A 24078-nucleotide genomic window follows, 5' to 3' on the forward strand; every position below is an offset into this window, starting at 1 on the left:
CATTATTCAAACACCTTGCCGCTGGCGAACTGTTCGCGGCGGCTGTTGAACACGTCGCTGACGGCGAGCGCCTTGCCGCCCGGGAGTTGCAGGCGAGTAAGCACCAGTGAACCCTCGCCGCAGGCGACCTCCACGCCGTCCTTGCTTGCCTGGATGATCTGTCCAGCCGCGCCCAGCCCCGTGGATACACGCGCGGCATGAATTTTTACCGGTACGCCCTCGAGACTGCTGTGGCAGGTCGGCCAGGGGTTGAACGCTCGCACCAACCGCTCGAGCTCGACCGCCGGTCGCGTCCAGTCAAGCCGTGCTTCATCCTTGTTCAACTTGTGCGCATAGGTGGCCAGGTTGTCGTCCTGGACTTCGCCCTTGACCGTGTCGGATTCCAGTGCCGCTACGGCTTCGACCACGGCCCCCGAGCCGAGGCCGGCCAGGCGATCATGCAGGGTGCCGCCGGTATCCTCGCCAGTGATCGGTGTGCTGACCTTGAGCAGCATTGGCCCGGTATCCAGTCCCGCTTCCATCTGCATGACGGTCACGCCGGACTCAGCATCGCCCGCCTCGATGGCGCGCTGGATCGGCGCGGCGCCGCGCCAGCGCGGCAACAGAGACGCGTGGCTGTTGATACAGCCCAGGCGCGGCATGTCCAGCACGACCTGTGGCAGGATTAAGCCGTAGGCCACCACGACCATCAGATCCGCTTGCAAACCGGCCAGCTCCGCTTGTGCAGCCGGGTCGCGCAGGGTTTGCGGCTGATAGACCGGAATCTCATGCTGCAGCGCGAGCTGCTTGACGGGGCTTGGCATCAGTTTCTGACCACGGCCTGCAGGACGATCCGGCTGCGTATACACCGCCACCACCTGACGCTTGGCGTCGAGCAGGGCTTGTAGATGCTGGGCGGCGAACTCCGGCGTGCCGGCGAAAACGATGCGCATAGAAGGACTCTTCAATGAAAAAGGCTTGCTGCAGGCTGCATGAAAACTACTGCGCTCGGTCATGCTGCGTTAAAAACAGCCTCAAAATGCTCATTTACAACTCGTAAACTGCGCTTTTTCGCCTGTTTTTGCCTTGCCTGACCTTCGCTCGCTACGTTTTCAAGCAGCCTGCGCTGCAAGCCTTTGGGGTGGGAGATCAAGCCTGCTGACGGTGAAGCTTTTCCAGCTTCTTCTTGATCCGGTCGCGCTTGAGATTGGACAGGTAGTCGACGAACAGCTTGCCGTTCAGGTGATCGCACTCGTGCTGGATGCACACGGCGAGCAGGCCTTCGGCGATCAGCTCATAGGGCTGACCGTCGCGGTCCAGCGCCTTGATCTTCACTTTCTGTGGCCGGTCTACATTTTCGTAGAAGCCGGGCACCGACAGGCATCCTTCCTGATACTGCTCCATCTCGTCGGTGAGAAACTCGAACTCGGGATTGATGAAGACCCGTGGATCGGTCTTGTCCTCGGACAGGTCCATCACCACGACCCGCTTGTGCACGTTGACCTGCGTCGCGGCCAGGCCAATGCCGGGTGCGTCGTACATGGTCTCGAACATGTCGTCGATCAACTGACGAATGCCGTCATCGACCACGTCCACCGGTTTGGCGATGGTGCGCAGGCGTGGATCGGGAAATTCTAGGATGTTCAGGATTGCCATATGCGTTTGTGATGCACTTATGGAATAAAGTCAAAAGCCGCTGCTAAGATGCCAGGCAGCTTGTAAACGGCTTAACGCCGCTTTCCACAAGGGTTTCTGCGGCGCTAGGGCGCTTTACGTGAAGGCACATCATAAAGGGATTCACCACATGAGGAAATCACTACTCGCCCTGCTGTTGGTGGCGGTTGGCGGCATGGCGCACGCCGCTGTACAGCTCAAGGATGACCATCCGGAGCAGTACACCGTAGTGAAAGGCGACACACTCTGGGACATTTCCGGGCGCTTCCTCAGCGAACCCTGGAAGTGGCCGGAGCTCTGGCATGCCAACCCGCAAGTCGAAAACCCTCACCTGATCTATCCTGGCGACAGCCTGAGTCTGGTCTACATCGACGGCCAACCGCGCATCATGCTCAACCGTGGTGCTTCGCGCGGAACGATCAAACTCTCCCCAACCGTTCGCACGACACCCATGGCTGAGGCCATCAGCACCATCCCGCTGGAGGCCATTAACAGCTTTTTGCTGAGCAACCGCATCGTCGACAGCGCCGCTGAGTTCGAAGCCGCCCCCTACATCGTTGCCGGCAACGCCGAGCGCGTGATCAGTGGCTCTGGTGACCGCGTCTACGGCCGCGGCGAGTTTCAGGATGACATCAGCGTCTACGGCATCTTCCGTCAGGGCAAGACCTACGTGGACCCGGATAGCGGTGAATTTCTTGGCATCAACGCCGACGACGTAGGCACCGCCGAGCTTCTCGACATGGAGGGCGACATTGCCACCATGATGCTCACCCGGGTTACCCAGGAAGCGCGCATTGGCGACCGTCTGTTCCCCAGTGAAGAGCGTGCGGTCAACTCGACCTTCATGCCGAGCGAGCCGAAACAAGAAATCAACGGTGTGATTCTGGATGTACCGCGCGGCGTGACCCAGATCGGTCAGTTCGACGTGGTCACCCTGAACCGCGGTGCGCGTGACGGGCTGAACGTCGGCAATGTGCTGGCGGTGTACAAGACCGGCGAAACTGTCCGCGACCGGGTCACCGGTGAGAACGTGAAGATCCCGGACGAGCGCTCGGGCCTGCTGATGGTGTTCCGCACCTACGACAAGCTCAGCTATGGCCTGGTCCTGCAGGCGACCCGTTCGCTGGCCGTGATGGACAAGGTACGCAACCCCTGAGCCCCCAAGCCCCGCCTCGCGGGGCTTTTCATTTCTGCTGAACAAGCACTGCATGGATGCGGTGTGACGAGACAAGGACTGTGCTCATGCCTTCGATTTCCCCTGCCGAACTGGAAGCGCGCCTGCGCCTGCATGTGTTGCCGGAGCTGGGCCCGCGTCGCCTGCGAAAGCTGCTCAGCGCATTTCCCGATGCGTCTTCAGCACTCAGCGCGCCTGCATCAGCCTGGCGCTCGCTGGGTTTACCGGCTGGTTGTGCCGAAGCCAGGCGCAGCCCGGCGATTCGTGAGCGAGCCGCAGCCAGCCTCAAGTGGCTGGAAACGCCAGCGCGGCATCTGCTGATGTGGGATGACCCGGCTTATCCCGGGTTGCTGGAGGAGCTGTCGGACGCCCCACCGCTGCTGTTCATCGAGGGTGATCCTGGCCTGTTGGAGCGCCCGCAACTGGCCATGGTGGGTAGCCGACGCGCTTCACGGCCGGGGCTGGATAACGCCACGGCCTTCGCACGCAGCCTGGCTCGCGGCGGTTTCGTGATTACCAGCGGGCTGGCCCTGGGCATCGATGGCGCAGCCCACCAGGGTGCGCTGGATGTGGGTGGCAAGACGATCGCCGTGCTGGGTACAGGGCTGCAGTGCCTCTATCCGCGTCGTCATCTTGGGCTGGCTGCGCGCATTGTTGAGGGTGGTGGTGCGGTGGTCTCAGAACTGCCGCTCGACTGCCCGCCGCAGGCCGCCAACTTCCCTCGTCGCAATCGAATCATCAGCGGCTTGTCATTAGGCGTGCTGGTGGTCGAGGCAAGTCCTTCGAGCGGCTCGCTGATCACCGCCCGTCTGGCTGCCGAACAGGGCCGTGAGGTCTATGCGATTCCCGGCTCAATCCACCATCCCGGCGCCCGCGGCTGCCACCAGCTGATTCGTCAGGGCGCTGCACTGGTGGAAAGTGTCGAGGACGTACTGCAGGCCTTGCGCGGCTGGCAGCAAACCCCGGCCACACCCGAAGCGCAACGACCCGAATCGATGCACCCGTTGCTCGCCCAGCTGCATGCCGCTCCCATGAGCAGCGAGGTGCTGGCAGATGCCGTGAACCTGCCCTTGTCAGAAATTCTCGCAGCGCTCACCGAGCTGGAAATCGAGGGGCTCGTCGCTTGCGAGAACGGTCGCTGGGTCGCCTGTGCAAGTTGAGGCCTGCTGTACTGCCGACAGCGCTTGGGTACACTTCGTCGATCAGTCTCAGGGGAGGTGGCAATGGTCGGCAATTGGCGTGTGCAGCAGGCGGCGCGGGTCGTCAGGCGTGGCGGGGTGATCGCCTATCCGACCGAGGCGGTCTGGGGCTTGGGCTGCGATCCTTGGGATAGCGACGCGGTACATCGGTTGCTGGCCCTGAAGGAGCGGCCGGTGGAGAAAGGCCTGATTCTGGTCGCCGACTGCGTTGAGCAGTTCGATTTTCTGCTAGACGACCTTCCTGAGCGTTGGTTGGACCGTTTGGTTGGCAGCTGGCCTGGTCCGAATACCTGGCTGGTCCCGCACCGTGATCGCTTGCCACACTGGATCACCGGCCAACACGACAGTGTCGCCCTTCGTGTGACCGATCACCCGCTGGTGGCCAGGCTGTGCGCCCTGACCGGCCCGTTGGTATCCACATCGGCCAACCCTGCCGGCCGACCTTCGGCGCGCTCGCGTCTGCGCGTCGAACAGTACTTCCCGGGGGATCTGGACGGCGTGCTTGGTGGCAGCCTGGGCGGACGTAAAAACCCCTCCACCATCCGCGACATACGCAATGGCGAGGTGATTCGAGCGTCCTGACGCCGCTGGCGTCAGGGCGTATACGTCTGCCGGCTCAGGGCAGGAGGATGGTCGAACCGGTCGTCTTGCCTGCCGCGAGCTGGCGCTGCGCCTCGGCTGCGTCGGCGAGCGGGTAGCGCTGGCCGATCTCCACCTCTATCTTTGCGCTGGCGATCATCTCGAACAGTTCGGTCGCCATGTCTCGTAGGCGTTCGGCCGAGGTGGCGTAGCCAGCCAGGGTCGGGCGCGTGACATACAGCGAGCCCTTCTGGGCTAATACGCCGAGGTTGACCCCCGTCACCGCTCCGGAGGCATTGCCGAAGCTGACTAGCAGGCCACGCGGGGCGACGCAATCGAGCGAGACTTCCCAACTGCTCTTGCCCACCGAGTCGTAGACCACCGGACATTTCTGGCCGTCGGTCAGCTCCAGTACGCGCTGCACGACGTCTTCCTGCGTGCGATCGATGGTTGCCCAGGCGCCCAGCGCCTTGGCGCGCTCAGCCTTTTCCGCCGACCCCACCACGCCGATCAGTTTGGCGCCGATGGCTTTGGCCCACTGGCAAGCGATCGATCCGACACCGCCCGCGGCTGCATGGAAAAGGATGGTTTCACCGGCTTTCAGCGCATAGGTTTGGCGCAGCAGATACTGGGTCGTCAGGCCCTTGAGCATCACTGAAGCCGCTTGTTCGAAGCTCACGCTGTCGGGCAGCTTGACCAGATGCCGCGCTGGCAGGGTGTGGTGTTCACCGTAAGCACCCAGCGGTCCGGTCGCGTAAGCGACACGATCACCCACCGCGAAATCATCGACGCCCTCGCCCAGCGCCTCGACCACACCGGCACCTTCGGTGCCCAGGCCCGACGGAAGGCTCGGCGGCGCGTAGAGCCCGCTGCGAAAGTAAGTGTCGATGAAGTTCAGACCGATCGCATGGTTACGCACGCGGATCTCACCGGCGCCTGGTGCCGCGACCGGGACGTCGACCTGTTCGAGGACTTCAGGACCACCGTGCTGACTGAACTGGATGCGCTGCGACATATCGACTCCTGGCAAATACAAAGGAGCCTATCCAACGCTTCCCGGGCGCGTCCGTCAATTGGCCCGGTGATATGCTTGCCGGCCTTCTGTTCTAGCGCTGCCGCTCTGGGCCCATGGCCGGCAGCAGCGCAGCCCACTTGCCAAGGTGAATTCGTGAACGAGCGTACCGAAGCCGTCAAAGCCTACCTGCTCGATCTGCAGGACCGTATCTGCGCCACCCTTGAAGCCGAGGACGGCGGCGCGCGCTTCGTCGAGGATGCCTGGACTCGTCCTGCAGGCGGCGGTGGCCGGACCCGGGTCATCGAAAACGGTGCGCTGATCGAAAAGGGCGGCGTCAACTTCTCCCACGTTCACGGCAGTGGTCTGCCGCCGTCGGCCAGTGCCCATCGTCCGGAACTGGCCGGTCGTGGCTTCGAAGCGCTCGGCGTGTCGCTGGTGATCCATCCGGAGAACCCCTACGTACCGACCTCCCACGCCAACGTGCGCTTCTTCATTGCCGAAAAGGAGGGTGAGGAGCCAGTCTGGTGGTTTGGTGGCGGCTTCGACCTCACGCCTTACTACGGTAACGAAGAAGACTGCGTGCACTGGCATCGGGTGGCGCGGGATGCCTGTGCGCCGTTCGGTGCCGATGTCTACCCGCGCTACAAGGAATGGTGCGACCGATATTTCCACATCAAGCACCGCAACGAACCGCGCGGTGTCGGTGGGCTGTTCTTCGATGACCTGAACGACTGGGATTTCGATACCAGCTTTGCCTTCATGCGGGCGGTCGGCGATGCCTACATCGAGGCCTACCTGCCCATCGTCCAGCGTCGCAAGGCGATGCCGTTCGGTGAACGTGAGCGGGCCTTCCAGGAGCTGCGTCGCGGTCGCTATGTGGAATACAACCTGGTATACGACCGCGGCACCCTGTTCGGGCTGCAATCGGGTGGACGTACCGAGTCGATCCTCATGTCGTTGCCGCCGCTGGTGCGCTGGGGTTACGACAAGCATCCCGAGCCCGGCTCACCCGAGGCGCGCCTGACCGAGTATTTCCTACAGGATCGAGACTGGCTGGGCGAGCAGCGCTGACGGGGCATTCTCAGACGTTGCGTCTGCCAGGCCCTCCCGCTTGACGGGGTCAGAACATATTTGAAGCGGAGTAATTGTTGATGGACCGCTACGGCGTCTTTGGTAACCCCATCGGGCACAGCAAGTCGCCCCAGATCCACCGGCTGTTTGCCGAACAGACCGGCCAGGTTCTCAGCTACGAACCCTTGCTGGCGCCGCTGGATGACTTCGCCGGTTTTGCCAAGGGCTTCTTCGAGACGGGCCTGGGTGCCAACGTCACCGTGCCGTTCAAGGAGCAGGCCTACCGCCTGGCCGACAGTCTGAGTGAGCGCGCCCAGCGTGCCGGCGCGGTGAATACCTTGAAAAAGCTCGAAGACGGCAGCCTGCTGGGTGACAACACCGACGGCATTGGTCTGGTCCGCGATCTGCGGGATAACGCTGCCGTCACGCTAGAAGGCAAGCGGATTCTGCTGTTGGGCGCCGGGGGTGCGGTGCGTGGAGTGCTTGAGCCTCTGCTGGCGCAGCGCCCGGCAGTGCTGGTCATTGCCAACCGCACTCTGTCCAAGGCCGAGCAGCTGGCTGACGAGTTTGCCGAGCTGGGGCCGATCAGTGCGAGCGCTTTCGAGCAGCTGCAAGGCCCCTTCGATGTGATCATCAACGGCACGTCGGCGAGCCTCGGCGGTGAATTGCCGCCATTAGGTGAGGACCTGATCGAGCCGGGCATCACCTTCTGCTACGACATGATGTACGCCGCTCTGGCGACACCTTTTTGCCAGTGGGCGGCCATGCGTGATGCGCCCAATCGCGACGGGCTCGGCATGCTGGTCGAACAGGCGGCAGCAGCGTTCGAACTCTGGCGAGGCGTGCGGCCGGAATCGGCTCCTGTGCTGGCGGCGCTGCGTCGTCAGCTCGCAGGCTGAATTCCCGCGCAATCAGAGTCTGAAGTGAATCTGCTCGTGCAGGTGTTGCGGTGTCTCCAGCTCATCGACCATCCCCGCCGCGATACGCCGTAGCTGCACGCGTCGATCGCCGGGGTCGAGATCGTCGATCACGCTGAAATCCTCGATCGACAGATCGTCACCATCGGCTTTGGCATCCACCAGTGTCCACTTCAACGGATGCGCTGCAATGCGTTGCAGCGCTGCACTAACAGCTGGATCGTCACCCTTGGCGGACAGGTCCACGACCAGCAGCAACCGATCGACACCGACTTTAGGCAACCCAGACAGCAGAGCGTCGACCGCCTGAGACAGATCATGCGGCTGGTGCTTGGCTACCGAGCCGGAGGCTGTTGCCAATGCAGGGCCGTCGAATAGACAGATCACCGCATCCATCCCGGCCACGCTCTGCGAGACGCTGGTGGCATCGAACAGATCGCCGGTTTTGGCGCGCAGGCCCGGTCGCACGGTCATCGAGTTGAGATCGTCGACCAGGGCCACGGCTTCGTGCTGACGGGTCAACAGCTCGCAAAGCAGCGCGTTGCCGAGGCTCGAATGCGCTCCGTAAAGAGCGAATTTGAGCCGCGGCGTTTCAGCGTTAAGCATGAACGCCTGGCCGGATCAGCGTCGGGTGGCCAGATAGCCAATCAGCGCGACGGCGCCAGCGGCCAGGGCGACGGTGCTCAGCGGATGCTCGCGTGCGCAGTCCTTGGCCATGCGCCCGGCGTCACGACTGCGGCGGGACAGGTCGTGGCAGTGCTCATCCCAACGGTTGTCGTGCCACAGCGATTCAGCGCGCGAGCGCAGTGCATTGAAACGGTTACGTGATTCGCGCGAGGCGTCGTCCTTGAGGTCATCGAGTGCAGTCATCAAATTCTGTATTTCGCGCTCGATTTCGTCGCGGGTAGTCGGTGTGCGGCTGAAGCGGGACATAGCGTTCTCCCCTTTGAATGTACGGTTTGGACTCTGCGAAGCCGTGAAGGTGCGTTCGGCCGTGCTCAACCAAAACACCCAGATTGCTATGAGGTGACCTATCAATAGCAGCCGGGTTCCGCTGGTCGGCTCGGTTGTGGCGAAAAGCCGCGCGGCCGATAGCGTGTTTGACGGCTAATTCGTACGCCTGCGGCCGCGCCGCGCCGGTTGATCTAAGCTTTGTATCGGGGCCGTTGCGCTGAGCGGTCCGGACGGCGAAACGAGCGAAACGGCCAGCGCCCTGCGCCTGGTCGATCCGCTGAAAGCGCCGAAATATAAGGGCTGGCGGCCATGTTTATGCTCGCCTTTTCCGTATAATGCGCGCCGCGTCCGTCTGCTTCGGCGCGCCTTTTTTCACTGCCAATTCATCGGTGTCCATCTTGAAGCTTCGTCATACCCTTCTCGGTCTGCTGCTCGCCTGCAGCAGCGTCATGTCGTCCCCCGTCTCGCTCGCTGCACCCAAAGCCCCTGCTCAGCAGGAACTGGCTTCTGGCAGCGCGCTGCTGGTCGACCTGAAAACCAACGAAATTCTCTATTCCAGCAATCCAGATGTGGTTGTGCCGATTGCCTCGGTGACCAAGCTGATGACCGCGATGGTGGCGCTCGACGCCAAGTTGCCGCTCGACCAGCGCCTGTCGGTCACCATTCGCGATGCGCGCGAGATGCAGGGCGTCTACTCGCGCGTGCGCATCGGCAGCGAGATAAGCCGCCGGGAAATGCTCCTGCTGACCCTGATGTCATCCGAGAACCGCGCGGCCGCGAGCCTGGCTCATCATTATCCCGGTGGCTACGGTGCTTTTATCCAGGCAATGAACGCCAAGGCCAAGGCGCTGGGCATGACCCACACGCGCTATGTTGAACCGACCGGTTTGTCCGAGCAGAACGTCTCCAGCGCCAATGACCTGGTCAAACTTCTCAAGGCCAGCCAGGCCTACCCGCTGATCGAACAGTTCAGCACCACCAGCGAGAAGACCGTGGCTTTCCACAAGCCCAACTACACCCTGGGGTTCCGCAATACCAACGCCCTGGTGCGCAAGCCTGACTGGAGCATCCAGCTGACCAAGACCGGTTTCACCAACGCCGCCGGCCATTGCCTGGTGATGCGCACGGTGATGAACAAGCGCCCGGTGGCCTTTGTGGTGCTCGACGCCTTTGGCAAGTACACCCACATGGCCGATGCCAACCGCCTGAAGAAGTGGATGGAAACCGGCAAGGTCACGCCCGTGGCGCCGGCAGCCCTGGCCTACAAGCAGCAGAAGATGGCGCAGCGTCAGCTCGCCGGACGGCCAGGTGACGCCGCGACGGTGATCGGCACCCGCTGACCTAGGCAGCCAGCAAGCGCTTCTCCGCCGGGGTCGTGCCTGGCGGCGGAGGTGAAGCGGCGGTTGCAGGGCTTGCTCCGGCGTTGCGTCGAACGGGCCCACGAGGCGCGCCGCCAGCGCGCGTGGTGCCCGCCGCGCTTACGGCGCTGCACTGAGCAACCGGCTTCGGCGTGACTTTTCGATTCGATGCAACGATGCGGGTGCTGTCGACTCAAACGACTACATTTGCCCTCAGCGCAACGGGAATCGAAGGTCGTTATGAGTACGCCAGACAATACCTACATCGAGTGGCTGGAAAACCAGTCCATGCTGAAAGCTGCCCGCGAACGGGCCCGACTCTACGCCGGTCAGTCGCGGCTCTGGCAGCGGCCTTATGCGCAGGCGCGGCCGCGCGACGCCAGTGCGATCTCCTCGGTGTGGTTTACCGCCTACCCCGCCGCCATCATCACGCCCGAAGGCGGTTCGGTGCTGCAGGCGCTGGGCGATGACCGCCTCTGGAGCGCACTGTCCGAGTTGGGCGTGCAAGGTATTCACAACGGCCCGATGAAGCGCTCTGGCGGGCTGCGCGGACGCGAGTACACGCCGACCATCGACGGCAATTTCGACCGCATCAGCTTCGATATCGACCCCAACCTTGGGACCGAACAGGAGATGTTGCAGCTCAGCCGCATGGCCGCCGCGCACAACGCCATTGTCATTGATGACATTGTGCCGGCCCACACCGGCAAGGGCGCGGATTTCCGACTCGCCGAGATGGCCTACGGCGACTATCCCGGCCTTTACCACATGGTCGAGATCAACGAGGAAGACTGGCCGTTACTGCCGGACGTGCCCAAGGGCCGGGATGCGGTAAACCTCTCGCCGCCAGTGGTCGATCAGCTCAAGGAAAAGCACTACATCGTCGGCCAGCTGCAGCGGGTGATCTTCTTTGAGCCGGGCATCAAGGACACCGACTGGAGCGTCACCAATGTGGTGACCGGGGTGGATGGCAAGCGCCGGCGCTGGGTCTATCTGCACTACTTCAAGGAAGGCCAGCCATCGCTGAACTGGCTCGACCCGACCTTCGCCGCCCAGCAGCTGATCATTGGCGATGCGCTGCACGCCATCGACGTGTCCGGCGCGCGCGTGCTGCGCCTGGATGCCAACGGTTTTCTCGGGGTCGAGCGACGCGCCGAGGGCACCGCCTGGTCCGAGAGCCATCCGCTGTCGGTAACGGGCAACCAATTGATTGCGGGTGCGATCCGCAAGGCCGGCGGCTTCAGCTTCCAGGAATTGAACCTGACCATCGACGACATCGCCTCGATGTCCCACGGCGGCGCGGATCTGTCCTACGACTTCATCACCCGTCCGGCCTATCACCATGCACTGGTCACGGGCGATACCGAATTCCTGCGGTTGATGTTGCGCGAGGTGCACGCGTTCGGCATCGACCCGGCGTCGCTGATCCACGCCATGCAGAACCACGACGAGCTGACCCTGGAGCTGGTGCACTTCTGGACGCTGCATGCCTACGACCATTACCACTACCACGGCCAGACCTTGTCCGGTGGCATCCTGCGCGAGCACATCCGCGAAGAGATGTACGAGCGCCTCACGGGTGAGCACGCGCCTTACAACCTCAAGTTCGTCACCAATGGCGTGTCCTGCACCACGGTCAGCGTCATCACGGCGGCGCTGGGCATCCGCGACCTCGACACCATCACCGCCGCCGACATCGAACAGATCCAGCGCCTGCATATCCTGCTGGTGATGTTCAACGCCATGCAGCCCGGCGTGTTCGCCCTCTCCGGCTGGGATCTGGTCGGCGCACTGCCATTGGAAGCCGAGCAGGTCGAGCACCTGATGACTGAGGGCGACACCCGCTGGCTGCACCGCGGCGGCTACGACCTGGCCGATATTGCCCCCGAGGTGGAAACCTCCAGCGAAGGCCTGCCCAAGGCGCGCTCGCTATACGGCAGCCTGGTCGAGCAGCTGCAGAATGGCGGTTCCTTTGCCTGCCAGCTCAAGCGCATCCTCAGCGTCCGTCGCGCCTACGACATTGCGGCGAGCAAGCAGATCCTGATTCCGGACGTGCAGGCGCCCGGATTGCTGGTCATGGTCCACGAACTGCCGGCCGGCAAAGGCGTGCAGATCACCGCGCTGAATTTCAGTGCCGAAACCATCAGCGAAACGGTCACCCTGCCTGGCATCGCGCCCGGCCCTGTGGTCGACATCATCCACGAAAGCATCGAAGGCGACCTGACCGAGAACGGCGAGATAACCTTCAATCTCGATCCCTACGAAGGCCTTGCCCTGCGCGTGGTCAGCGCCGCCTCACCGGTGCTCTGACCGGGCATCAGCGCCCTCTTCGCCTGGCCGGTCGGCGCAGCTATAGTGCGCGCCGGCCGGCCCTGGGGGCTGCCTTGTTGATCCGAAGAGTACCTACGTGTCCGCCACCTCCCGCTTCCGTTTCCTGCGCACGGCATTGGCCTGCCTGCTCGGGTCTTCGATATTTTCCAGCCAGGCGCAGACGGCCTGCCCGGCGGGTCAGCAGCCCCTCTGCCTGGGCGCCTGCGTCTGCATGCCGGCCTCTGCGCAGCATTCCGAAACGCTGTACGAGCAGATGCAATGGCTGGCCGCAGCGGGGCTGGAGACCTGGATCCGCCAGTCGCGCGATCGGCTGGCGCTGCAGGAGAGCCGGCCGATCCCGCTGCACATCCGCTCCCAGTTGGAGCCCTATTTCGACCTGGTGGTGCTGGAAACCGCGCGCTACCGCGTCGGTGACGACGGCGTGCTCACCGCGGCCAATACCCTGTTGCGTAACCCGGACATCGTCGCGGTAACGCTGATCGACATCATCGCCTTCCGCAATGAAGCCGACGCCCTCGACAACGTCGCGCTCTGGGCCCATGAGCTCAAGCACGTCGAGCAATACCTCGAATGGGGTGTGGGTGAATTCGCCCGGCGCTACACCCGCGACTACGGCAGCGTCGAGCAGCCGGGCTATGCCATGGAGCTACAGCTCGAGCGCGAAACGGCCCTGCGCCAAGCTGGCGAAATCACATTTCGGCGCCACTCAGCCGAATGATCTAGGTCGAGGGATCGCCTTGGATCGGCTCCGGTCACAACCTTATCGCCATGAGGAGACCGCCATGACTGTGACCGTGACCAAGCTCCGGGGCAACGATATACCGGAGGCGATGCGTGGGCCCGACGTTCAAGTGGTCTTCCGCGTCACCGACCATGAGGGCAACACGCAATACTTACTCGATGATGTGGAAGCGGCCCAAAGTGCTGTGCGCGCCAGTGACAACCATCAGGCAGGGAAAGAGTGACCGCTGCGGCCAGTGGAACGCGCGCTGGCGCACGAGTCTCGGTCAGCGTCCAAGGCTGACCGATACGGCCTCGCTGCAGTGATTCAACCTGCGCTGCCCTGAGCTGTCAGCGCGTTTTGAGCAGTCCAACCCAGCAGCAACTCGGGCGCCATGGGTCGGGCAATGTGATAACCCTGTCCCTCGTCACACCCCCACTGAGCCACCAGATCGCAGATCGCCTGGGTTTCGATGCCCTCGGCAACGATGCGCAGCTCCAGGCGCTTGGCCAGGTCGATGATGGTCCGTACCAGCCGGCGATCCTTTTCGTCGTCACCCAGGTGGCGGATGAACGACTGATCGAGTTTGACCGTCGAGGCCGGCAGGTCGCGCAGATAGGTCCAGTTGCTGTAGCCCGTGCCGAAATCGTCGATGGCCACCTCCACACCTAGTGAGCGCAAACGCTGCAGTTGGTGGCTGACTTCGCCCGGGTTACGCATCAGCGCGCTTTCGGTGAACTCCACCTCCAGGCTCGTCGGATCGATACGCTGGCTGTTCAGCAATTCGATGAAGCGGTTGGCAAAGGCCGGGCTGTCCAGATCCGACGCCGACACGTTGATCGCCACCTTGAACCTGGCCCCCTGGCGTTGCCAGGCTGCCGCCTGCAGCACGGCCTGCTCGGCCACCCACAGGCTCAGCTCGCGGATCAGTGCGGTCTTTTCGGCCAGCGGAATGAATTCGGCCGGGCCGATGGCGCCAAGCGTCGGGTGATCCCAACGCAGCAGCGCCTCGACCGAGGTGCAACGCCCGTCGTTCAGGCTAATGCGCGGCTGGTAGACCAACCGCAGCTGGCCGCCGCCGTGCAGCGCCTCGGCGAGACCGCTGAGCAAGGTGAAGGCACGCTGCTGCACCGCATCGAGTCGGGATTCGTAAGGCGACCAGCCGATGCCACGGTCGCGCGCGTCGTCAGCCGAGGTGATCGCCAGGCGCAGCCAGTCCTGCTCCAGCACGCCGCTGTGCAGCGGCAGCACGCCGAGCCCGATCTGGGTCTTGATCGGAATCGAATTGCATTGCACCGGCGCATCGAACGCCGCGATGATCCGGGCATAGAGTTGGGTCATTTCACCCGGCGGCCCGTCCGGTATCAGAAAGGCAAAACGACTCGGGCTGATGCAATACAGCCCACAGGGGTCGGGAAGCTGCGCTTGCAGCGTCTGCTTCATGCGCAGCATCAGCGCTTGTGCAAAGCTGTGACCCAGCACTTTGATGATGTCGTTCAGCAGCATCGGCCCGATCACATCGGCCACGACCAATACATTGCTCTGCGAGGTTGAGGCCGCCCGCGCCACATCATCCTCGAGCCGTGAGCGGTTGAGCAATCCGGTGGATGCATCGATGAAGTTGGTGCGACGCAGGGTCAGGATGCGCGCCATCGTCAGCTTGGCGAAATGCTCGAGCATCGACAGTTCCTGCGGCGTCATCGCCTGCCGTGGCTGAGTGTCGATGATGCACAGGCTGCCAAGGCCCAGCCCTTCCGGCGTGATCAGCGGCATGCCCGCATAGAAGCGAATGCCCGGTTCACCGGTGACCAGCGGGTTATCCTGGAAACGTGCGTCCTGGGCCGCATCAAGTACCTGGAACGGCTCGTTGGCGAGAATGGCATAGGCGCAGAAGGAGTCCTCCCGCGGCGTCTCCTGCGCCAGCAGCCCGACCCGCGCGGTAAACCACTGGCGCTGTTCGTCGACGATCGAGATCAACGCAATCGGCGCCTGAAAATACTCCGCCACCATGCTCACGATGTGCTCGAACACCTCGTCGGGTGCTGTGTCCAGCCGGCACAACTGCGTCACCTGCAACTGGCGCTGCGCTTCATTTATCGGGATTGGAGCACCCGCCATACGATCACTGCCTGGAAATTCAAATGGGGCCGAACCGTCAGCGCGACGTTCGGATTGGGTTGTACGGCATTCAGGGTCAGGCCCAAGGAATCAGCACAACAGAACCTCTTGCCGGTATATCGACCGGTGCGTTTTTTCCTTGACGAGGTGCCGACAAGAGGTTTGCAGTGGTGTCGCGCATGGGCGTCCTCGTCTCGGATCCGCGCCCGCATATGTGTAGGATTATCTCTCCGGTGTCGCGCAGGAACGCCTTGGCCGCATCGTTTTCCAACCCCCACGGCATACAAGTGAATTCGGCCCGGTGGGGTTCAAACAACCGACAACCCAGCAGCAGGATGCCGCCCACACGCCCGGTGGCGGCACCAAAGGACGATGCACGGACATGCCTGATGCGATAGATGAGGTGCCTGCTTTTCTCTCCGGTGGCGGGGTGATGGGGGCGTTGATGCGCAGCCATGACTGGGCGGCCACGCCGTTCGGCCCGATCGAGGATTGGCCGCAGTCCCTGCGCGCGATGGTTGGTGCCTGTCTGAATTCGCCACTTCTGGGAACCGTGCTCTGGGGGCCGGAGCTGCGAATGCTCTACAACGATGCTTACATCCCCTCCATGGCTGATCGTCACCCCGCTGCGCTGGGGCTGCCGGTGGCGCAGGTCTGGGGTGAAGTCTGGGAGATCGTGGCGCCACCGTTTCATCACGCGATGCGCACCGGGGAAGGCTTCGCCCAGAACCGGGTCGAGCTGCCAATGGTTCGCAACGGCCAGCCTGAGGTCACCTACTGGAACATCAGCGCGACGCCGATCTTCGGTGAAGATGGCCAAATTCTCGGCCTCTTGAACCAGGGCATCGAAATCACCGGACAGGTACTCGCCGAACATCAGCGCCTGGTCGCTCAGCAGCAGTTGCGTGACCTGAACGAGCAGTTGGCCCGCGAGGTGGCCATCCGCACGGAAGAGCGCAACCTGATGTGGGACACCTCGCCCGATCTGATGGTGGTGATCAACTTCGCGGGTGTCATCCAGCGTGTGAATCCGGCATGGACGGCAGTCCTTGGTTACCTACCCGAAGAACTGATCGGCCACCACGTCAACGAGTTCATCACCGACGAAGACCATCCGCTTACCGTTGATGCCTACCTGACCACCGCCGCTGGTGACACGGTTCGGATCGTCAACCGCTACCGGCACAAGAACGGCGCGCAACACTCGATTTCTTGGGTCGCCGCACCATCTGGGGACAGGACGTACGCCACCGGCCGTGACATTACTGAAGAAATCGCACGGCAGGCACAGCTCGAGTCGACTCATGAGCAGCTGCGTCAGGCACAGAAGATGGAAGCGGTTGGCCAGCTTACCGGCGGGTTGGCACACGACTTCAACAACCTGCTCGCGGGCATCTCGGTCAGCTTGGAGATGATCGAGACTCGCGTCAGGCAGGACCGCATCGGTGACGTCGCAAAGTACCTGCGGGTCGCGCAGAGCGCCACCAGGCGGGCCGCGGCATTGACGCATCGTTTATTGGCGTTTTCCCGTCGACAGACGCTGGCCCCCAAAGCGATCAATGCGGGCAAGCTGGTCGGCGGCATGCTCGACATGGTTCAGCGCACCGTAGGACCAACTGTCGTGGTGGAGCATTTTTGCTCGTCTGGTCTGTGGACGGCGCTGGTCGATCCGTCTCAACTGGAAAACGCGCTGCTCAACCTGTGTCTCAATGCCCGCGATGCCATGCCAGAGGGCGGACGCATCACGGTTGAAACTGGCAACCGTGTGTTCGATGCCGTGAGTGCTCGTCAGCACGACATCCCCCAAGGCGAGTACCTGGCAATCCGGGTCAGCGACAGCGGCACCGGCATGTCGCCCGAGGTGCTGGCCAAGGCATTCGATCCCTTCTTCACCACTAAGCCGCAGGGTGAAGGCACAGGGCTCGGCCTGTCGATGATCTATGGGTTCGCGCAGCAGTCCGGCGGCCAGGTGCGCATCTACTCACAGCTGGGTAGCGGCACCACGGTCAGTCTTTACCTGCCGCGCTACCTCGGCACGGCCGAAGGCGAGAGCGGCTCGCCCGGCTTGCCACCCATGCTGCCGGCGCAGCGCGGCGAAACGGTGCTGGTGGTCGATGACGAGCCGACCGTGCGCGTACTGGTTACCGACTTCCTGGGTGACCTCGGTTATCGCGCCATTGAGGTGGCAGACGGAATCGCCGGGCTCGAAGTGCTGCAATCGGGAGTACACATCGACTTGCTGGTCACCGATTTCGGTCTGCCCGGCGGTATGAACGGGCTGCAGCTCGCCAACGCAGGCCGCCTCAGCCGACCCGATCTGCGCGTGCTGTTCATCACCGGCTATGCCGAGAGCGCTCTGTTCCACAACGGTCGGCTTGAACCGGGTATGGCAGTGCTTACCAAGCCATTCGCAGTCAACGATCTGGCCGAACGGATGCATGAGCTCATCGGACAGTCGGCAGCGATGCGCGGCTGAATTCCTACCCTTTCGCTAGGGCTTTCGTCGGCTAACCTGTTTTGCACTGGAACCATCTGCCCGCTTCTCGCCTCTGCTGCATACCTGGTGTGAATGCAGCTAACCGAGCCGAGACGCTTTGCAACGACGCTTCGGCCAGCACAGCGAGGGTCAGTAGATGGCTGACGAACAGCGTATCCGCGAACGCGCCCACGAAATATGGGAAGCCAAGGGCCGTCCAGAAGGACATGAGCAGGAGCATTGGGCGCAGGCCCGTGACGAGCTGGAGCCCTTTTACAAGGAGGGCGATGCCACGGCTGGCAGCGTCGAAAGCAGCGTCGCGATTCCGATGCCTAAGCGCGAAGACAGGCAATGAGCGCGCACTGGCGCTTGTTCCGTGCGCGAACATCACCGGGCATTGCATGGCTTTCGCCCCTCCGTTGGGGCGACCCCCAGTTCCTTAATGGCGACCGACGGTAAGTCGTCCGCCTCTGCGCCTTGAGGGTTGCCTCGCCGCCCAGCGCAGAAACCCTCGATAAGGCCCGACCGTCCCGATGAAACAGCCACTCGACTTCCAGGCAATTTTCGACGCCCTGCCCGACATCAACCTGATCGTCTCCGCGGACACAGCGTTCACCATGTTGGCGGCGAGTGACGTGCGACTGCAGGCCACTAACGTCACTCGCGAAGAGTGCATCGGTCATTCGATTTTCGAGGTCTTTGGCAACAACCCGGACGAAAAGGCAGCGTCGGGGCCCGGCTTACTGCGCGCATCGCTGGAGCGGGTGCTGGAGACCCGTGCGCCGGATCGCATGGCGACCACCAAATACGACATTCCTCGGCGCGCGTCCGAAGGCGGGGGTTTCGAAGTACGTTACTGGAACCCGATTAACGTCCCGGTGCTGAATGATCAGGGAGAGGTCACGTGCATCATCCATCAGACGCAGGACGTGACCGACCAGGTGCTCAGGCAGGACGCCGCCACCCTGAGCCATTCCGAAGAGCGATTCCGCGCCGCCCTGCTGGCCTCAGGTACAGGTACCTTCACCTGGTATCTGAACGATGGCGGTTTCTACCCCGACAGTGCACTGGAACAGATCTTTCAGCTGCCGCTGGGGTGGAAGCTCGACACCTTTGGACGCTTTATCGATCAGGTACACCCTGACGATCGCGCTCAGGTGCGCTTGGCGTTCAGTAACCCGCGCCAGGCCCAGAATGTCGCCGTGGAGTTCCGTCTGGCCCGGCCGGGCCCGGAAAGGTGGCTGGCCTGCAAAGCCAAGGCCTTCCGCGATGCCAGCGGCAAACTCGCTTACATGGCCGGTGCCTGTTTCGACGTCAGCGCCCGCAGACACGCTGAAGATGCCCTGCGCATCAGTGAAACGCGGCTGCGCCAGCTCAATGAAGGACTCGAAGCCCGCGTCGCTTCCGAGGTCGCCGTGCGTAGCCATACCGAGGAGGCGTTGCGCCAGGCGCAAAAAATGGAGGCCGTCGGCCGGCTCACCGGGGGTATCGCCCACGACTTCAACAATCTGCTGACCGGCATCATCGGCAGCCTCGACCTCATGCAGAGGCGCAACGCGCGCGGCGAGCAGGATCTCGACCGCTACATCAACGCCGCTGTCAATTCGGCCGAGCGCGCCGCTGCGCTGACGCAACGCCTGCTGGCCTTTTCCCGCCAGCAGGCGCTCGATCTCAAACCGGTCGACGTCAACCAATTGGTCGCCTCGTTGGAAGACCTGCTGCATCGCACCACCGGTGAGAACATTGTGGTGGTCACCGAGCTCAGTGCCGGGCTGCCGCCTGCCTGCATGGACATGAATCAGCTCGAAAGCGCTGTCATCAACCTCGTCATCAACGCGCGCGACTCCATGCCCCATGGTGGTCGGGTCAGCTTGTCCACGCGAAGTGTCCAGGTGGGCAGCGAGCCAGATGCCGCCCGCCGCGGACTGACCGAGGGCGACTATGTGCTGCTATCGGTGACCGATACCGGTACCGGCATGGCGCCTGAAGTGGTCGAGCGCGCTTTCGAACCCTTCTTCACCACCAAGCCGATCGGCCAGGGCACCGGCCTCGGGCTCTCGATGGTTTACGGCTATATCAAGCAGGCCAAAGGCTACATACAGATCGAGTCCAAGCCCTTCAATGGCACCAGCGTGCACCTCTACCTGCCCGTCCACCACGGTGTTATCACCCCAGCGAAGGTCGAGCCTGAACGCACGCCACAGGGGGCCGGCGAAACCATCCTCGTGGTCGAGGACGAGCCCGTGGTCCGCTCGCTGGTGGTCGAAGTACTCAACGACCTTGGCTACGAAACACTGGAGGCCGGCGAAGCCTCCGAAGCGCTGCAGATCACCGAAAGCCAGCAGCGGATCGACCTGATGGTCTCTGATGTTGGCCTCCCCGGCATGAACGGTCGGCAACTGGCCGAAATCGTCCGTCAGCAACGCCCTGGGCTGAAAGTGCTCTTCGCCACCGGCTATGCCGAAAGCTTCGCCGCCAATGACCTGCTGGGCCCCGACATGGCCGTGATGACCAAACCGTTCGCCATCGATGCCTTCGCCCTAAAGGTCGGGGAAATGCTAGGTCCGCATGGCCGTTGAGCCGCGCCCCGCTGCAGCACGGTTCGGGCACCGGGTTGCCGAATTGCGCCAGCCGCGCCTAGCCGTTGCGCTACGTTTAAGCTAAGCGCAACGCCTGCCCTGAACGATCAAGGTTGGCGCCGCGACGCGCGGGCACTACCGTGTACCGACCAGACCCATTCAATCAACGCGGCCACACAGCGCCTGTGAATCGGTAACGAGCGAACGCCAGGCTGTTCTGAACACCGCATGGCTGAGCGCAGCAGGTTCACGGTGCCCGGCCCCTCGAAAGGAGAAACAGCTGATGAGTGCAGAAACCATGCGACATATCGATCACCGTCCCGGCGGCGAGGCCGAGTGCCTGCGGATGGCCGAAGGGCCCGTGCCGGAACCCGGCCCGCAGGACGTGCTGGTGCGCGTAGCCTACGCCGGCATCAACCGCCCGGATGTCTTCCAGCGCTCCGGCAGCTACCCGCCGCCACCGGACGCCTCGCCGCTGCTCGGCTTGGAAATCTCCGGTGAAATCGTTGCCCTCGGCGCCCAGGTCAGCGGCTGGAAAGTCGGCGATCAGGTCTGCGCCCTCACCCCCGGCGGCGGCTATGCCGAATATTGCGTGGCCCCGGCCGAACACTGCCTGCCAGTGCCCGCCGGGCTGTCATTGCTTGAAGCGGCCGCCCTGCCGGAAACCTACTTCACCGTCTGGAGCAACGTGTTCGAGCGCGGTGCCCTGCAACCCGGTGAAGCCTTCCTGGTGCACGGCGGCTCCAGCGGCATCGGCCTGACCGCCATCCAGCTCGCCAAGCAGTTCGGCGCCACTGTCTACACAACGGTCGGCAGCAGCGAAAAAGCCGATGCCTGCCGGCGTGCCGGTGCGGACCGGGTGATCAACTACCACGAAGAAGACTTCGTCGAGGTGCTCAAGCAAGCCACCGACGGCAACGGCGTCGACGTCATCCTCGACATGGTCGGCGGCGACTACATCCCCCGCAACGTCAAATCCCTCGCCGTCGAAGGCCGCCTGGTACAGATCGCCTTCCTCAAAGGCAGCCGCGTCGAACTCGACACCATGCCGATCATGCGCAAGCGCCTCACCTTCACCGGCTCCACCCTGCGCCCCCGCAGCCGCGAGGAAAAAGCCGACATCGCCAAGGCGCTGCACGACAAGGTCTGGCCGCTGCTCGACCAGGGCCTGTGCCACCCCGTCATCCACGCCACCTTCCCCCTTGCTGAGGCCGCCGAAGCGCACCGGCTGATGGAAAGCAGCAAGCACATCGGGAAGATTATGTTGGAGGTTGGGCAGTAGCGGCTGGAAATGGGCCGGTAACTACCGGCCCTTACTGTGTTTTTAGTAACACTGCTGCCGAAGGAGCAGGATGCCGGGCATTCAGCCGATTAGCTCGTTGGTGTATAACATTCCGGACGGGCTCCGATATCCTTGTAACACCTATGCTAGAGCTGTTCGGATAGGCATAGATGGAATGTTATACACCAGTCCCGTCGGGCGTCTTATACACCACTTGGTGTCTAATTATAGTTGGGTACCACAAGCTAATCTCGAGGTAACTCCCCAGAATGCCGGCCCCTGAAAAAGAATATTTCACTTTGACTGAAATTATCGATCGCTGGGCTCGTTCAAAGGTCGATCAAACAACTTTTCTCGACTATGCAAGAAGAGATCTACTGATTTACTCCGTTTACTTGAGGGAAATCGGGAGCCACAAACGCGAGATCATTGAACCCAATGGGGCAATCCGAACAACCACGGTAAGCGCCGTGCAATTTGTTGCCCCAGGTTTTACTTATCAGCCAATAAGATACCTCAAGGCAAACGATGCTCGGCGTATACTTGAAGCAAAAGAGGGCGAGCAAATTGCAATATCAGTCCTTTATACGTCAGCAGAAAGAAATAAAGAAAGTGGCGCAGGCTACGCACAGCCACTTTACTTTGAGCCCAAAGACTTGCTGATAACAAAATCAGAGAGAGACCGCTTTGAAAAGCAGCATAGGCTTAGCATTGGCAGCCGGAGTGAAGCTTGTTGGAAATGGCTAACAGACGCTAGTAACCAAAAAGCCTTAACACTTATAGGCAGTGCTATTGCAGCAGTCGGAATTACGCTATGGCAGTTATACGTTCGCTTTCTAAGCTAATAAGGTGGGTGCGGTGCCCAACAATGCGCTCAAACCGCTCACTTCGTTCGCTGGGACGGCCTAACGCCCGCCCCTTAGCTTAACCGTTATGCCTATACGGAGAATCTGATTGACTGAAATACCCAGCCTTATCGCAATTATATTGCTACCTATATTAATTCCCATCTTAGCCGTTGCATGCATTCTAGGACGAGGGGCCTGGGGCATTCAACGTTTCAAGTCCACGCTAGCACTGAATGAGGAAAGTGGACTTTCCGAACAAGGCTTGTTGTGGATTTCAATCCTGTCACCATTCTTATACTTTCTCGCTCTAGGTGTGGTTTCGTGGGACGGATACTCCGTATCCGTGACAGGTGAAGGTTTAAAAACATTTCTTTCAATTAGCGCAATTCCTTTGGGCGCCTTATCTCTATCGCTACCATTGTCCGTTCTTGTATCCCGTTTACACGCGACGAAACAGACTGCAAAGCAGATTAAAATCACACAGCAAAAAAACAACCTTGATCTATTTCACTCTCACAGAAAGGAGCTATTTAGCTATTTCAGCCAAATTGGGGAAGTTCAGTATCTTGACTGTTTAACCGGAAAATTTAAGGTTCACCCAAGGGTTCATAAATTATTTTTTACCGGAAAACCTGAAAACGGAGTTCCACTTATAAATGAAGGTGCATTTAAAGACATTGAAGGAGAGCTTTCCTCTGCTAGATGGCAACTCGATGCAATTATTCGAGATAAAAATCCGCAGCTGACCTACAGCTTCTATATTGCTAATTTCTGCAGCACTATTTATCGGCTTAGCGAAAAGCTTGGTTTGCCTGAAATTTATGTCGAGCTAGCCCAAAATAGCCTTCTCGTCCCTACGAAGCTGGATGGCAGAGAGCAAATGGAGCTTTTAACTGTTGGTAAAACTACTGATGAAGCTGTCGCGGCGTACAGATATGCTAAAGGTTACTTTCATAATCTCTGCGATTTTGCTGGGCGAGAGCAAGTGGTTGTAGAGGATGACGAGCTAAAATATATAGATGCCGGCGGCAAATTTAGAACAATAAATACTGAAAGAATTATTGAAAAGCTGCATCAGAACGAAATTCAACAAGCCATTGCAGCAAAGGCATAACAACTGGTTCAAATCGTTCGCTTCGCTCACTGGGACGGGCTAAAGCCCGCCCCTTAACCAAACGTTAGGTGCAGGCCGATGAATGAGAAAATCATCAAGCAAATTAAAAAGTTAATCTATGCATCTGACGCCTTCCAGCAGGCCGAATCCTTACTTTCACACATCAAAGAAAATGAACTGAAAGTCAGTGAAGATTTATACAACCCAATGATGGCCGGGGTTATCACCACATACGGAATGAATTTCAATAAAGCTAACGGGTTAGGCTCGCTACCAAGCTTTTATGAAGAGTTCGAAGACTCCAAACTCATGGAGTCACATGTAAATATAATTGCTGCGCGCAATCAATTATATGCTCATCGAGACATTCAAAATACTAAAGGCCATAAAGAAGGCGCCTACAAAATTGAAGTGTGGCTTGAAAGCGGAAAATTACTTTTCAGACCAACAATGATAGATATAAGCCATGAAAGAATAAGCGACATAAAATCTTTAATTACCTTCCAGCGCCAGAGACTACAACAAGACCTAGATAAGAAATTGGCGCAAATCATCGATAAATCAAAATTATATAAAGAAAATGTGCGCTGGGAGCTAGGCCGTGATTTTCCCTAAGGAGACGCTGAACAATTAGCCAATTCTCACCGTCCCCCTTTTTCAACCCGGTTTTTTCAACCTACCGGCCTTAT

22 protein-coding genes are annotated in these 24078 nt (G+C 61.0%); 16 read left to right on the forward strand and 6 right to left on the reverse strand.

Features of this window, described 5'->3' with window-relative positions:
* Positions 1-2 precede the first annotated feature (2 nt).
* Both fmt and def read right to left on the reverse strand, forming a co-directional pair.
* Positions 3-932: a methionyl-tRNA formyltransferase gene (fmt, locus tag AAGW23_RS21215; protein WP_342408243.1), complete on the reverse strand. Its 930-nt coding sequence runs from the start codon at positions 930-932 to the stop codon at positions 3-5.
* Between the two features lie 196 nt (positions 933-1128).
* Positions 1129-1635 carry a peptide deformylase gene (gene def, locus AAGW23_RS21220; RefSeq protein ID WP_102837680.1) on the reverse strand — a complete coding sequence of 169 codons (507 nt, stop codon included), beginning with the start codon at positions 1633-1635 and terminating at the stop codon, positions 1129-1131.
* Between the two features lie 148 nt (positions 1636-1783).
* Here def and AAGW23_RS21225 point away from each other — a divergent pair, with 148 nt between their 5' ends.
* The 3 genes from AAGW23_RS21225 to AAGW23_RS21235 all read left to right on the forward strand — a co-directional run bounded on the left by AAGW23_RS21225 (position 1784) and on the right by AAGW23_RS21235 (position 4608).
* On the forward strand, positions 1784-2809 hold the full coding sequence (locus AAGW23_RS21225) for a LysM peptidoglycan-binding domain-containing protein (protein ID WP_342408244.1): 1026 nt from the start codon (positions 1784-1786) through the stop codon (positions 2807-2809).
* 86 nt (positions 2810-2895) lie between these two features.
* Positions 2896-3987: a DNA-processing protein DprA gene (gene dprA / locus AAGW23_RS21230; RefSeq protein ID WP_342408245.1), complete on the forward strand. Its 1092-nt coding sequence runs from the start codon at positions 2896-2898 to the stop codon at positions 3985-3987.
* A gap of 63 nt (positions 3988-4050) precedes the next feature.
* Positions 4051-4608, forward strand: a complete 558-nt coding sequence (locus AAGW23_RS21235; RefSeq protein ID WP_342408246.1) for an L-threonylcarbamoyladenylate synthase — start codon at positions 4051-4053, stop codon at positions 4606-4608.
* Positions 4609-4642: 34 nt separating this feature from the next.
* On the opposite strand, the gene AAGW23_RS21240 is transcribed toward AAGW23_RS21235, so the two are convergent.
* Positions 4643-5620, reverse strand: a complete 978-nt coding sequence (locus tag AAGW23_RS21240; protein WP_342408247.1) for a quinone oxidoreductase — start codon at positions 5618-5620, stop codon at positions 4643-4645.
* A gap of 153 nt (positions 5621-5773) precedes the next feature.
* On the opposite strand from AAGW23_RS21240, the gene hemF reads away from it, so the two are divergent.
* Both hemF and aroE read left to right on the forward strand, forming a co-directional pair.
* Complete coding sequence (gene hemF, locus AAGW23_RS21245) at positions 5774-6691, forward strand: oxygen-dependent coproporphyrinogen oxidase (RefSeq protein WP_342408248.1); 918 nt, start codon at positions 5774-5776, stop codon at positions 6689-6691.
* An 80-nt stretch (positions 6692-6771) separates the two neighbouring features.
* Positions 6772-7590, forward strand: a complete 819-nt coding sequence (aroE, locus tag AAGW23_RS21250) for a shikimate dehydrogenase (RefSeq protein WP_342408249.1) — start codon at positions 6772-6774, stop codon at positions 7588-7590.
* Positions 7591-7602: 12 nt separating this feature from the next.
* Here the strand turns inward: aroE and AAGW23_RS21255 are convergent, their stop codons facing one another.
* Entirely contained in the window at positions 7603-8214 is a 612-nt protein-coding gene (locus AAGW23_RS21255) for an NAD(P)-dependent oxidoreductase (protein ID WP_342408250.1), read from the reverse strand.
* Between the two features lie 15 nt (positions 8215-8229).
* The gene (locus AAGW23_RS21260) at positions 8230-8541 is read right to left on the reverse strand and encodes a glycine zipper domain-containing protein (RefSeq protein ID WP_342408251.1); all 312 of its coding nucleotides are present in this window, start codon (positions 8539-8541) and stop codon (positions 8230-8232) included.
* A gap of 419 nt (positions 8542-8960) precedes the next feature.
* Here AAGW23_RS21260 and pbpG point away from each other — a divergent pair, with 419 nt between their 5' ends.
* The 4 genes from pbpG (at position 8961) to AAGW23_RS21280 (ending at position 13216) form a co-directional block, all read left to right on the forward strand.
* Positions 8961-9902, forward strand: a complete 942-nt coding sequence (gene pbpG / locus AAGW23_RS21265) for a D-alanyl-D-alanine endopeptidase (protein WP_342408252.1) — start codon at positions 8961-8963, stop codon at positions 9900-9902.
* Between the two features lie 258 nt (positions 9903-10160).
* Positions 10161-12230: a maltose alpha-D-glucosyltransferase gene (treS, locus tag AAGW23_RS21270; protein WP_342408253.1), complete on the forward strand. Its 2070-nt coding sequence runs from the start codon at positions 10161-10163 to the stop codon at positions 12228-12230.
* Between the two features lie 97 nt (positions 12231-12327).
* Positions 12328-12969 (forward strand): DUF4157 domain-containing protein, encoded by a 642-nt coding sequence (locus AAGW23_RS21275; RefSeq protein ID WP_425540849.1) that lies wholly within the window; start codon positions 12328-12330, stop codon positions 12967-12969.
* Positions 12970-13033: 64 nt separating this feature from the next.
* Positions 13034-13216 carry a hypothetical protein gene (locus AAGW23_RS21280; RefSeq protein WP_342408254.1) on the forward strand — a complete coding sequence of 61 codons (183 nt, stop codon included), beginning with the start codon at positions 13034-13036 and terminating at the stop codon, positions 13214-13216.
* Between the two features lie 83 nt (positions 13217-13299).
* Here AAGW23_RS21280 and AAGW23_RS21285 read toward each other — a convergent pair whose 3' ends face one another.
* Positions 13300-15090: a sensor domain-containing phosphodiesterase gene (locus tag AAGW23_RS21285; RefSeq protein WP_342408255.1), complete on the reverse strand. Its 1791-nt coding sequence runs from the start codon at positions 15088-15090 to the stop codon at positions 13300-13302.
* A gap of 382 nt (positions 15091-15472) precedes the next feature.
* Between AAGW23_RS21285 and AAGW23_RS21290 the strand changes: the two genes are divergently transcribed.
* The 7 genes from AAGW23_RS21290 (at position 15473) to AAGW23_RS21320 (ending at position 24004) form a co-directional block, all read left to right on the forward strand.
* The gene (locus AAGW23_RS21290; RefSeq protein ID WP_342408256.1) at positions 15473-17566 is read left to right on the forward strand and encodes a hybrid sensor histidine kinase/response regulator; all 2094 of its coding nucleotides are present in this window, start codon (positions 15473-15475) and stop codon (positions 17564-17566) included.
* A gap of 157 nt (positions 17567-17723) precedes the next feature.
* Positions 17724-17921 (forward strand): DUF2934 domain-containing protein, encoded by a 198-nt coding sequence (locus tag AAGW23_RS21295; RefSeq protein ID WP_342408257.1) that lies wholly within the window; start codon positions 17724-17726, stop codon positions 17919-17921.
* Between the two features lie 178 nt (positions 17922-18099).
* The gene (locus tag AAGW23_RS21300; RefSeq protein ID WP_342408258.1) at positions 18100-20145 is read left to right on the forward strand and encodes a hybrid sensor histidine kinase/response regulator; all 2046 of its coding nucleotides are present in this window, start codon (positions 18100-18102) and stop codon (positions 20143-20145) included.
* A gap of 283 nt (positions 20146-20428) precedes the next feature.
* The gene (locus tag AAGW23_RS21305; RefSeq protein ID WP_342408259.1) at positions 20429-21427 is read left to right on the forward strand and encodes an NAD(P)H-quinone oxidoreductase; all 999 of its coding nucleotides are present in this window, start codon (positions 20429-20431) and stop codon (positions 21425-21427) included.
* Positions 21428-21696: 269 nt separating this feature from the next.
* Positions 21697-22272 (forward strand): hypothetical protein, encoded by a 576-nt coding sequence (locus tag AAGW23_RS21310; RefSeq protein WP_342408260.1) that lies wholly within the window; start codon positions 21697-21699, stop codon positions 22270-22272.
* A 109-nt stretch (positions 22273-22381) separates the two neighbouring features.
* Positions 22382-23389 carry a hypothetical protein gene (locus tag AAGW23_RS21315; protein ID WP_342408261.1) on the forward strand — a complete coding sequence of 336 codons (1008 nt, stop codon included), beginning with the start codon at positions 22382-22384 and terminating at the stop codon, positions 23387-23389.
* A 78-nt stretch (positions 23390-23467) separates the two neighbouring features.
* On the forward strand, positions 23468-24004 hold the full coding sequence (locus tag AAGW23_RS21320; RefSeq protein ID WP_342408262.1) for a hypothetical protein: 537 nt from the start codon (positions 23468-23470) through the stop codon (positions 24002-24004).
* The last annotated feature ends 74 nt before the right edge of the window (positions 24005-24078 follow it).

The organism is Stutzerimonas chloritidismutans (assembly GCF_038562055.1).
Taxonomy (GTDB): Bacteria; Pseudomonadota; Gammaproteobacteria; order Pseudomonadales; family Pseudomonadaceae; genus Stutzerimonas; species Stutzerimonas chloritidismutans_A.